Source organism: Aquirufa sp., from assembly GCF_044342065.1.
In the GTDB taxonomy this organism is placed as follows: domain Bacteria; phylum Bacteroidota; class Bacteroidia; order Cytophagales; family Spirosomataceae; genus Aquirufa.
Genome location: NZ_JBIIQN010000046.1, coordinates 1 through 12,265, shown reverse-complemented (window position 1 = coordinate 12,265; position 12,265 = coordinate 1). Strand labels below are relative to the sequence as shown.

Annotated in this window: 9 protein-coding genes; 4 read left to right on the top strand and 5 right to left on the bottom strand. The window is 43.5% G+C overall.

The genetic code is table 11. The features are described from left to right. From ACIQZ2_RS11225 to ACIQZ2_RS11215, 3 genes are all read right to left on the bottom strand, one after another. Positions 1–373: amino acid permease (locus tag ACIQZ2_RS11225; RefSeq protein WP_395768944.1), on the bottom strand; the 373-nt coding region annotated here is incomplete at its 3' end. Positions 374–435: 62 nt separating this feature from the next. Continuing rightward, the gene (secDF, locus tag ACIQZ2_RS11220) at positions 436–3,369 is read right to left on the bottom strand and encodes a protein translocase subunit SecDF (protein ID WP_395768943.1); all 2,934 of its coding nucleotides are present in this window, start codon (positions 3,367–3,369) and stop codon (positions 436–438) included. 110 nt (positions 3,370–3,479) lie between these two features. Continuing rightward, the gene (locus tag ACIQZ2_RS11215) at positions 3,480–3,806 is read right to left on the bottom strand and encodes a hypothetical protein (protein WP_395768942.1); all 327 of its coding nucleotides are present in this window, start codon (positions 3,804–3,806) and stop codon (positions 3,480–3,482) included. Between the two features lie 83 nt (positions 3,807–3,889). On the opposite strand from ACIQZ2_RS11215, the gene nadC reads away from it, so the two are divergent. Both nadC and nadA read left to right on the top strand, forming a co-directional pair. Continuing rightward, positions 3,890–4,744: a carboxylating nicotinate-nucleotide diphosphorylase gene (gene nadC, locus ACIQZ2_RS11210; RefSeq protein ID WP_395768941.1), complete on the top strand. Its 855-nt coding sequence runs from the start codon at positions 3,890–3,892 to the stop codon at positions 4,742–4,744. Further along, positions 4,741–5,727: a quinolinate synthase NadA gene (nadA, locus tag ACIQZ2_RS11205; RefSeq protein ID WP_395768940.1), complete on the top strand. Its 987-nt coding sequence runs from the start codon at positions 4,741–4,743 to the stop codon at positions 5,725–5,727. The genes nadC and nadA overlap by 4 nt, the downstream gene beginning before the upstream one ends. A 308-nt stretch (positions 5,728–6,035) precedes the next feature. Here the strand turns inward: nadA and ACIQZ2_RS11200 are convergent, their stop codons facing one another. Together ACIQZ2_RS11200 and ACIQZ2_RS11195 are read right to left on the bottom strand one after the other, a co-directional pair. After that, positions 6,036–6,503 (bottom strand): RidA family protein, encoded by a 468-nt coding sequence (locus tag ACIQZ2_RS11200; RefSeq protein WP_395768939.1) that lies wholly within the window; start codon positions 6,501–6,503, stop codon positions 6,036–6,038. Further along, entirely contained in the window at positions 6,500–9,127 is a 2,628-nt protein-coding gene (locus tag ACIQZ2_RS11195; RefSeq protein WP_395768938.1) for an MGH1-like glycoside hydrolase domain-containing protein, read from the bottom strand. The genes ACIQZ2_RS11200 and ACIQZ2_RS11195 overlap by 4 nt, the downstream gene beginning before the upstream one ends. Before the next feature lie 150 nt (positions 9,128–9,277). Here ACIQZ2_RS11195 and ACIQZ2_RS11190 point away from each other — a divergent pair, with 150 nt between their 5' ends. Further along, on the top strand, positions 9,278–11,032 hold the full coding sequence (locus ACIQZ2_RS11190; RefSeq protein WP_395768937.1) for a DUF885 domain-containing protein: 1,755 nt from the start codon (positions 9,278–9,280) through the stop codon (positions 11,030–11,032). Between the two features lie 143 nt (positions 11,033–11,175). After that, a complete protein-coding gene (locus ACIQZ2_RS11185; RefSeq protein ID WP_395768936.1) occupies positions 11,176–12,174 on the top strand; it encodes a GSCFA domain-containing protein in 999 nt (332 codons plus the stop codon). The last annotated feature ends 91 nt before the right edge of the window (positions 12,175–12,265 follow it).

The window sequence follows — 12,265 nt, the reverse complement described above, 5'->3', positions numbered from 1 at the left end:
CTGCTACAGTCATCGCACCCATCGCATATTCGAGGATCAAGCCCCAACCGATAATCCAGGCAAAAATTTCACCTACCGTTCCATAGGCATACGCATACGCACTACCTTCTACCGGAAGCATCGCTGCAAATTCAGCATAACAAAGTGCCGCAAAAATACAGCCAATACCCGCAATCACGAAGGAAAGCGCTAAAGCAGGACCTGCATGATAATGCGCAGCCGTACCTGTTAATACAAATACGCCACCGCCAATAATCGCACCTATACCGATGGCCGTTAAACTCCATTTACCTAATACACGCTTGAGCTCGCTTTTTTTCATGTCTTGCTCAAACATATGCATCGGTTTCTTTCTCCAAATACTGTTATCCATAGTAAATTTATTTAATGAAAAAGTTAAATGCCGGTCACTCGTTCAAGTAACCGGCATAAAAATTATTTCTTTGGTTTAGATGATGTTCCTAAGTCGATTACGATGGGAGCCGCCACAAAAATAGACGAATATGCACCAAATACAACCCCGATAAACATCGCGAATGAGAATCCACGTAATACGTCACCTCCAAAGATCAACAACACCGTTACTACCAAGAACACCGTTGTCGCCGTCATCACCGTACGTGACATCGTGTGGTTAATGGACTCATTAATCGTTTTGATCATCAAGGCCTTATTACCCAAGTCTGGATTCACACCAATCTCCTCACGAATACGGTCAAATACAACCACGGTATCGTTAATCGAATAACCAATAACCGTCAATACTGCCGCGATGAATACTTGGTCAATTTCCAATTCGAAACCGAATAAACGAACGATTCCTACCATACCCAATACCACTAAGGTATCGTGTAACAAGGCTACAATACCGCCCAATGAATACTGCCACTTACGGAAACGAATCAAGATGTAAATAAAGATGGCAATCAAGGCGTAGAAAATAGACACAAACGATTGCATCAAAATATCATCCGCTACCGTTGCTCCTACTTTAGATTCTGATACGACTTTAGGAGCTGATGCAGCAAAATCTTTCAAACCTGTTTCCAAAGCCGTACGAACCGTATTATTGGCCGTGATCGACTCGTCTTCTACCAAATACGAGGTAGTTACCTTCAATTTCGTTGGGCCATTGAAAGTCTTCACCTCCACGCCTTTTCCACCGAAATCATCTGCCAAAGCTTCCTTCACTTTATCCGTTGGCACCGCTTGATTAAACTCAACAACATACGAACGACCACCTTTGAAGTCAACACCTAAGTTGAAGCCGCCTTGCATAAACACCACAATCGCTCCTGCTGCAATCAATCCCCAAGAGAACCAATATGAATACTTACGCTTTCCGATGAAATCAAAGTTCATGCCTTTGAATAAATCACGTGAGATGAATGTCTCAAACGTCATTTCTTTCTCCTTACCTGCTTTGATTGCGCGTTTTGCCATCCAATCTACCAACAAGTGTGAGATATAAACCGCTGTAAATACCGACGTAACCAAACCGATACAAAGCGTTACCCCGAATCCTTTCACAGATCCTGAACCGAAGATAATCAAAATCACACCAATCAAAATCGTCGTAATGTTACCATCCAAAATCGCACTTAATGCTTTCTCATAACCGACGTTGATAGCCTCCAATAAGCCTTTTCCTTTGTGTAATTCCTCACGTATACGTTCGTTGATCAATACGTTCGCATCTACCGCCATACCCAAGGTCAACACGATACCGGCGATACCTGGCAATGTCAAGGCTGCCTGGATTTGAACCAAAACACCTGCGATAAAGAATACGTTGAAGAACAAGGCCAAATTAGCCATCCATCCTGGGTTGCCATAGTAACCTACCATGAATACGATTACTAAAACCAAACCTAATAACATCGACATATAACCTTGGTCGATTGCCTCCGCTCCCAATGATGGACCTACGAATGCATCTTCCACAATACGCGTTGGCGCTGGCAACTTACCCGCCTTTAATACGTTGGCCAAATCCTTTGCCTCTTCTACCGTAAAGCTTCCCGAGATCGAAGAACGACCGCCTGGAATCTCGCCGTTGATAACCGGAGCAGAATATACGTAACCATCCAATACAATCGCGATGCGACGACCGATGTTTGCACCTGTCAAGTTTTTCCAAATACGAGCACCTGTTCCGTTCATGGACATGGTAACTTCCGCACGACCTGTTTGGTCAAAATCTTGTGCCGCATCAGTAATTACGTCACCTTCCAATGGAGCCTTTTGGCCTTCCAATTGCTTCAATGCCTCTAAAGATAAAATTTCATCTCCATTGGTTGCCGGAACACCTTTCGCTGCCCAAGCAAATTTCAAATTCGCAGGGAAGAAAGCTTTCACGTCTGCCCGGCGGAACAAAGCATTCACACGAGCAGTATCCTTTACGTAAACTCCAATTCCATTGCCCATTTGAACGAATAATTTCGTCAACGCTGAACCCGAGGTATCAACTTTCGCTTTACCTGCTGAATCTTTAGCAGGACCTGCTAATTGAGATGCCAAGGCATTCGTTGCCGTATCTTTTGTAGCCGGTGTTGCTGTAGCTGCTGGCTTTGCCGCAACGGCAGGAGCCTTCGCCTCACGCTCTAAAATCGCGCCCAAGGCATTTAAACCTGCTCCATATTCGTTCAATTCATAACACTCCACAAACTCCAATTTCGCTGCACCTGATAATAATTTACGTGCACGCTCTGGATTCTCAACACCTGGTAACTCCACCTGAATACGGTTTGAACCTGGTAGACGTTGGATGTTTGGATTCGCAACCCCAAACTTATCAATACGCGCTTGGATAATCTTGTAAACACGATCCACCGCACCGTCAATCTCCGCATCAATCACACGCTTAACCTGTGCATCTGTTGACGTAGAAGAGATTTTACCCCGGTTTACCGAGTTAGAAAATACAGATGCCAAAGTTTGCTTGGGAGCAATACGAGCAAATGCATCATAGAATAATTCATTAAACGATGAAGTCGAAGTAGCTTGTGCAGCACTTGCTTCTGCTAAAGCCTTCTCGAAGTTCGGGTCGTTCGACTGTCCAGAAAGGGCACGCAAGATTTCTACTGGAGAAACTTCTAATACTGCGTGAAGACCACCTTCTAAGTCAAGACCTTTTTGTAAAGCATATTGCGTAACTTCTTGTAAGGTATATCCGATGTAAACCGGTTGCTTCCAAAGGGAATCAATAAAACGTAAACGCTTAGCCGCATCCACTTTGCCGTCGGCCGTGGTAGCATACTTAATCGCTTGTTCTTTTAATTGGTTTGACTTCCAAGTAAATGATAGGAAGAAAATACATAGGGCTGAAATAATAGTAGACAGCCAAATAATGGCACTTTTGTAACGCATAACTTAAAATTTAAATGGTAAATGGTAATTGATAAATGAATGTTTCCTTCGGACTAATTCCCTCCGGACTGCCTCGTCGTGACTAGCGACTAGTGACTAGCGACTAATCCTCATGGCGCCAGCGTGGCGATAAACTGAGTTAATAAAATCCGCATAAATTGCGTCCGATGAATAATTGACGGCAATTTAATGGACACAGTAGATACCTTCGCAATGATTATTTGAAGGCTTGGGAAGACAAAATCTTGTGGAAAATCAAGTTGGGGACTTGAACTAACTTGGTAAACATGCTGTTCAGCAACTTGAATTGTTTTTTGCTGTTTCTCCGTTTTTACTTTTGCTTGGTCGGCCTTTACCAAAGATATTGGCTTCGCCACCAGCCAAAAAAGCACGGGAATAAACAACAATAAATGGAAAATATTAACCTTCTTTTGCATGATAGGGAGCAAAAATAGGATAATTTTCTTAGAAATCAATTCGGAATGGAATTTTCGTAAATTTGCCATTCAAAATAACCACGATGTTCAATTATTTAGAACCAACTTACCTACACGCTTTTATCCAATCTGCCTTAGCAGAAGACATTCGCGATGGAGATCACACTTCCCTTTCTACCGTACCAGCGGATGCAAAAGGAACAGCCCAATTGCTTGTTAAAGACCGCGGGGTATTAGCCGGTGTAGAATTATCCTTATTGATTTTCAAGGAAGTTGACCCTGCCTTACAGGTTCAAGTCTTGATCCACGATGGCACCTGGATCGAACCGGGACAAGTAGTTTTAGAAGTAGCTGGTTCATCTCAATCGATTCTAAAAGCGGAACGTTTGGTATTGAATTGTATGCAACGCATGTCGGGCATTGCGACCTATACCCGTTCGTTAGTTCATATATTAGAAGGTACACGGGCCAAATTGTTGGATACGCGCAAGACGACGCCCAACTTCCGTTTGGCGGAGAAATGGGCTTGTAAGATTGGTGGGGCGGTGAATCACCGCTACGGTTTATTCGATATGATACTGATCAAAGACAACCATGTCGACTTTGCAGGTGGGATTCAAAATGCTTTAGAAAAAGCGTTTGCCTATAATGCGGGTAGAAAAGAGCCGCTAGAGGTGATGATCGAAGTGCGAAATGAGACTGAATTAGACGAGGTTCTGGCGATTGGGGGAGTAAAGCGTATCATGTTGGATAACTTCAGCCCTGAACGCCTCCGCGCCGCGATTCGTAAAATAGATGGTCGCTTCGCTACCGAAGCGTCCGGCGGTATCAATGAAAAAACACTCCGCGCCTATGGCGAAACGGGAGTTGATTATATTTCGGTAGGTGCTTTAACGCACCAAGTGAAAAGTTTAGACCTTAGCCTCAAAGCGAAATGAATTTAGTAGAAGAAGCAACCTCAGTTGGGTACATTGCCCGCTCTACCCCGAAAGGCGCAGAATTGATCACCGAAATCCAGCGCCTGAAAAAGGAGAAAAACGCGGTGATTTTGGCGCATTATTATGTGGATGGCGAAATACAGGAATTAGCAGATTTTGTTGGCGATTCCTTAGGCCTATCCCAAGCCGCTGAAAAAACAGAAGCTGATTTGATTGTTTTCTGTGGCGTTCACTTCATGGGTGAAACGGCCAAGATTCTAAATCCTTCCAAAAAAGTCGTCGTTCCCGATTTCAACGCGGGATGTTCGTTGGCAGATTCAGTACCCGTTGCGGAATTTGCAGCTTTAAAAGCGGCACATCCTGATGCGCTTGTTGTTTCGTACATCAACTGCTCGGCAGAAATCAAGGCGATGACCGACATCATTTGCACCTCTTCCAATGCGGTTCAAATCGTCGATTCCATTCCGGCCGATCGTGAAATCATCTTTGCGCCGGATGCCAATTTGGGTCGGTACGTTGCTCACAAAACGGGCCGCGAATTGATTCTTTGGGAAGGCGCCTGCATGGTGCATATCGATATTTCGCTTGAAAAATTAGCGACCTTAAAAAAGGAATACCCGGAGGCTTTATTGATCGCCCACCCAGAATGTAAGGAAGTTATTTTAAAGGAAGCGGATTACGTGGGATCGACCACGGCCCTTTTGAAATTTGTAGAAACGTCTCCAAATTCTACCTTCATCGTAGCAACTGAGGCAGGCATCTTACACAAAATGAAACAAGCCGTGCCACACAAGCATTTGATTCCGGCTCCGGCCAACGAGCAAAATACCTGTGCATGTTCCGAATGTCCCTATATGAAGATGAATACCTTGGAGAAGTTGTACAATGCGCTGTACTACGAATTGCCTGAGGTGAATTTAGAAGAATCCATCCGCGTTCCGGCTTACAAGGCGCTGAAGAAGATGTTGGAAATATCCGCTTAGTAGAGACGCGATACCTCGCATCTAATCAAATACCCTGTAGAGACGCGATACTTCGCGTCTTTTTTTCTTTGGCAAACCTTTCAGGATTGCCAAAGTTTGAGGCGCTTTGTGCCGATTCCCCATACTCAAGTCTGGGGTTATAAACCCCAGGTTTTAACCTGGGGAGTAGACGCGAAGTATCGCGTCTCTACAAAACAGGAAAAGACGCGAAGTATCGCGTCTCTACAAGCTTTGCCAAAGAAAAAAAAGCCAACGTCCAACGTCTAACGTCTAACGTCTGCTAGCTTATTAAACGTGATGTATCACGTTTAATAAGCTAGCTCAAACATCGCCTCAATCTCCACCGGAATATTATCTGGCAGCGTTCCCATCCCCACCGCGGAGCGAACACCGATGCCATTTTCCTCTCCCCAAACTTTGGCAAATAATTCCGAACAACCATTGATCACATACGGATGACGTAAAAAATCATCCGTCGCATTGACCATACCTAATACTTTAATGACACGTTTGATGCGATTTAATGAACCCAATTGCGCTTTCAAAGTCGCCAAAATCGTCAATCCCACTTGTTGGGCCGCCAATTTGCCTTCCTCAATATCCATATCAGCACCGATACGCCCAATGATCAAAGACGCATCCGGCAACACAGGTCCATGACCCGAAACGTAGTAGAATTCACCCACTTGCAAACCGGGCTTATATACCCCCAAAGGTTTGGGTGCTGGTGGTAAAACAAGGCCTAAGGCCGCAAATCTTTCTTCTGGAGTACTCATGATTTTGTATGTAATTGTCTAATAATTTCAGCGATTAGTCCGGTCCAACCAGTCTGATGATTCGCTCCTAAGCCTTTACCCGTATCTCCATCGAAATATTCAAAGAACAAATGTGAGTCTTCATGTAATTTTTCATGCCCATCATACATCGGAATGACGCCCTTTTCGTTGGGAATAAACATGGCCAACAATCGTTTGGAAACCCCTTCCGCAGCGTCTTTGATATTCATCATTTCGCCTGAATTGGTTGGGAATTCTACCTCGTAATCCGTTCCGTAATATTCCGAAAACTTACTGAGTGAATCCAAAATCAAGTAATTCATAGGGAACCAAATGGGTCCACGCCAGTTGGAGTTACCCCCAAACATACTGCCCGTAGACTCTGCCGGCGTATAATCGACCTGCAAGGTGCCCCCTTCATAATTGAATATATATGGATTTTCTTTGTGGTATTTAGACAAGGTACGTATGCCATAGTCCGACAAAAATTCCGTCTCATCGAACATCCGCTTCATGATCATTTTCATTCGATGTCCACGTAAAATAGACAATAACCGCGTCTCCCCTTTTCCTGGCTCATACCAGCGCGATATCAATCCAGCTAAATCCGGTCTGTTATTCAATACCCATTCAACCCGGCGTTTAAAAGCAGGTAATTTATCGAGCATTTCCGAGGTCAAAACTTCCACAGCAAAGAGTGGGATAAGACCCACCATCGAGCGAACTTTCAGCAACTCCGCACTTCCATCTTGCTTATGCAACATGTCATAATAGAACTGATCGTCCTCATCCCAAAGGTTTAATTTATCTCCACCGATGGCTTGCATGGCACCCGCAATGTGCAAGAAGTGCTCGAAGAATTTGGAAGCCATATCCTGATAAACCGGATTTTCGATGGCAATCTCACAGGCAATGCGTAACATATTTAAACTGTACATCGCCATCCAACCCGTTCCATCCGCCTGTTCTAAATGTCCGCCGGTAGGTAATTGCGCCGATCGGTCAAACACCCCAATATTATCCATCCCTAAGAATCCCCCACCAAAAATATTATTCCCCCCTTCATCTTTCAAATTCACCCACCAGGTGAAATTCAGCAACAATTTATGGAAGATTCGCTCTAGGAAGACCACGTCTCCTTTGCCATGCATTTCCTTATCAATCTCATACACCTTCCACGTAGCCCACGCATGCACCGGCGGATTCACATCCGAGAATGACCATTCATAGGCCGGAATTTGTCCGTTCGGATGCATGTAATACTCACGCAGAATGACGGCTAATTGGCGCTTCGCAAAATCCGGATCCAACCGTGCCAAAGGCAAGGTATGGAAAGCTAAATCCCAAGCTGCAAACCACGGATATTCCCATTTATCGGGCATGGAAAGAATATTGGCCGCGTACATGTGCCGCCAAGCATTATTCCGTCCTTGCCTCCGAGAGGCATCAGGCGTTGGCATAGCAGGATCCCCTTTGATCCATTCAAAGACATTGTAATAATACCATTGTTTGGTCCACAACATCCCCGCATAAGCTTGGCGCTGCAAATTACGCATGCCAGCATCTGGAATATCTTTTTGTAAATCCCCGTAAAAATCATCCGCATCCTTCAAACGTGCCGCGTAGATTTCATCAAAATCGGCGAAAGGCTCGCGCAAAGTCAAAGTCGTCAATCGCAAACGAAAGACTTTCTTTCCCCCTGCCGGTATTTTCGTTGAAAAACGAACCGATGCCTTTGTCCCTATATGATTCGGATTTACGGCATGTTTGTTTTTGTTTACGACGTAATCATTGATCCCATCTTTCGTAAAATGCGAAAGATTAGGCGAGCCATGTAAACGCTCAAAATTGGTCTCATTATCACAGAATAAAAACTCATCTGCATCTTCAGCATACAATTTAAAACGTCCCACAACCCGGTGATCTACTTCGATGAAGGAATGTCCTACACCGGTCAACATCGGTTTATAATTGTATTTTTCATAACCCCAGCACCAGGTGTTTCGGTACCAGATGGTAGGCAAAACCGTAATAGGCGCCGCCACTTTGGAACGATTTTCCACCGTTACTTGAATCAGAATATCTTGTTCATCTCCTTTGGCATATTCCATGGAGATATCGAAAAATTCGTTTTTATCGAAGATTCCGGTATCCATCAACTCGTATTCAGGCTCCAAACGCGAACGTTTTTTGCTTTCATCGATGAGTTTTTGATAAGGAAAAGTTTGCTGTGGATACTTATACAGCATTTTTTGATAGGAGTGCGTAGGCGTGGAATCTTGATAGTAATACAATTCCTTCACGTCTTCCCCGTGATTTGATTCATTGCCCGTTAGGCCAAAAAACCGTTCCTTTAATATATGATCTCGGTGATTCCAAAAGGCAAACGCAAAGCAAACATGTTGTTTATTATCTGAAATTCCACCGATTCCCTCTTCTCCCCAGCGGTAGGCTTTCGAACGCGCCATGTCATGTGAAATAGTCTCCCAGGCATTTCCGCTAGCTGAATAATCTTCACGTACCGTGCCCCATTGGCGTTCCGTCAAATAGGGGCCCCACTTTTTCCAACCTTTATTATCGTTACGAAGACTTAATCTTTCGCGTTCAGCTCCCTTATTTGACATAAATTATTAAATGCTTAGGTGGTACGATTTACTGTGAACTACAAATATAGAAGTTTTGACATAATTACCTTTTGTAGAAAAAGGACAAATGAGTCGCTGATGCAGATGAAGTTCCGCATTCTTTTTATATTCGAATTCTAAATCAACAAAATGAAAAAACTAACTTATCTATTATGCCTGTTGGCATTCGTTTCTTGTAAATCAGGTGATGCCAAAAAAGAACTTAGTACACTCGTTGACACTTATTACGAGGAACAATTAAAACTCAATCCCGTTTCAGCAACGGCGAACGGCGATAATCGCTACAATGACCTACTGAACATCGACTTTACCGATTCTCACCGAGCAAAAATCAAAGCTTTACTGGAAAAAACACAAGCTAGTCTATCGGATATCAATCGGGATAAATTGGACGACAATGATCAAATCACGTATGACATCCTAAAGCGAGACCTCGAATTAGGGCTGGAGGGATTGACATATCCCGATAATTTAATGCCTTTAAACCAATTTTACGGTTTTCATTTGACGTTTGCCCAGTTGGGCAGTGGTTCGGTATTGCAACCATTTGCCACAAAAAAAGATTACGAGAATTGGGAAAAACGTATGCACATCGGTGCGGCGTATATGGATTCAAGTATCGTCTATTTCAAAAGAGGTATCGCGGCCAATGTCGTATTACCAAAGGCTTTAGTTGAAAAAATCATTCCTCAATTACAATCTTTCATCGTAACGGATATCAAGCAAAGTACGTTTTACGGCCCTTTAACGAATTTCCCAAAAGATTTCACGGAAGCAGATAAAACGAAATTTACCAAAGAATACACGCAGATTATTCAATCCGAAATCATCCCGGCGTACCGTCGGCTTGCGCAATTTATCCAATCGGAATACCTGCCTAAGTCGCGGCCAACCACCGGTATATCGGCGATTCCGAATGGAGCAGCGTATTACCAATACTTGATTAAAGTCTTGACAACAACCAATAAACCTGCGGATGAAATCTACCAAACGGGTTTATCTGAAGTAAAGCGCATTCGGACTGAAATGGAAAAAACTAAGCAAGCGGTAGGCTTCAAAGGAACCCTAGCGGAATTCTTTACGCACATGAAAACAGATCCTAGCTTTTATCCATATAAAACGCCGGCAGAGGTTTTGGCCGCTTTTCACGCGATTCATAAGAAAATGGAACCCTCATTGAAAACGATGTTTGGTCGGGTACCTAAGACCCCATTTGAGATTCGTCAAACCGAGGCCTTCCGTGCAGCATCGGCTTCTGCGGAATATTTTCAAGGATCAGAAGATGGCACACGTCCGGGTATTTTCTATGTGCCTATTTTAGATGCGACCAAATTCAATACCACATCCGGTATGGAAAGTTTATTCTTGCACGAGGCCATTCCGGGACACCATTATCAAATTAGTTTGCAGCAAGAAAATGGCGATTTGCCAAAGTTCCGTCGCTTTGGCGGTAATTCAGCGTATGCAGAAGGATGGGCGCTTTATACGGAGAGTTTGGGTAAGGAATTAGGGCTATATACTGATCCATATCAATACATGGGTGCCTTGGGTGATGAAATGCACCGGGCGATTCGTTTAGTGGTGGATGCCGGTATGCACTCGAAAAATATGACCCGCGAAGAAGCGATTAAGTACATGATGGATAACGAGCCGCTGAGCGAAGAAGGTACCATTGCTGAGATTGAGCGCTATATGGCAATCCCAGCTCAAGCACTTTCCTATAAAATTGGTGCGTTAAAAATACGTGAGATCCGTGAACGATTGAGTAAAGACTTAGGGCCTAAATTTAAACTCTCCGACTTCCATGATGCAATCTTGAAAGATGGCAACATGCCTTTGGATGTGATGGAGAATAAAATGAATCGTTGGGCCAAGAGTTTGTAGCTATTTCCCTTTGGCAAACCTTAGAGGTTTGCCAAAGTTAAGACGCGATTTCGCGTCGATTCCCCAGGCTGAAGCCTGGGGTTATAAAATTTACACCTCCAGGCTGAAGCCTGAGGTTATTAATTAAACCCAAATATAACCACTTGATAACCCCGGTTTTATCCGGGGATTTACCTATGATCAACTTAACCACAACCTTCACGATACCACGTTCGCCTTATTCCATTCGGGAGAACAATCGCATTTTATGCATCGGATCATGTTTTGCTGAAAATATGGGACATCGATTGGCCGACTTGCCTTTAGACGTATCCAATCAGGCATTGGGGACACTATTTCATCCTTTGAACATTTTAGAAGGATTAAAACCCCAAGTTTTAAAAACCTCGGATTTATATAAGCAAGGAAATCTTTACGTTCACCCAGACTTTCACTCGCAGTTCATGGGCGAGAATCCGGATGAATTCATATCAATGTTAGCTGAAATCAAATCAAGTACCTTGGCGTTTTTAACAAAAAGTCAATTTTTGATTATTACTTGGGGAACGGCTTTTTATTATGAAGATCAGGTGCTCGGTCGGGCGATTGCCAACTGCCATAAGCAACTTGCCACGCGTTTCAGTAAAAAACAAAGTACGGTCGAGGAGATATGTCAAGCCTACGAAACGTTTATTCATAAAAATCCGCATCTCAAAGTTATCATCAGCGTTTCGCCAGTTCGGCATACACGCGATGGAATGGCCGAAAATGCCGTATCAAAAGCAATCTTGCGTCTTGCTGCGAATGAATTAGTCGGCAAATTTCCAGATCAAGTTATCTATTTCCCTGCTTACGAGATTATGCTCGATGAACTACGAGATTATCGATTTTACCAAACTGACATGATTCATCCCACAGAGCAAGCCGTGAATTACATTTATGAACGATTTAAACAGGCCCATTTTACTGATAACTTGTTGGTCATTGCCAAAAGATGGCAAGAAATTTACAACACCTTGCAACATCGCCCACATCCCTTACAATACCCGCAACATTGCGAAGTTTTAAAGCGACTTCGTAAAGAAGTTGAAATGGATCAGTCGGGTATAGATAAGTCAAAGCTTTTTACGAAAATAGACCAACAACTATTGGCCTTATCTTAAGACAAAGCCCTATATTTGAGGTTTGAAAGGAAAGAACGTATTATGGGAGAATTGAGTGTAACAAAAGAAATCATACTGGGTGCATTAAGCA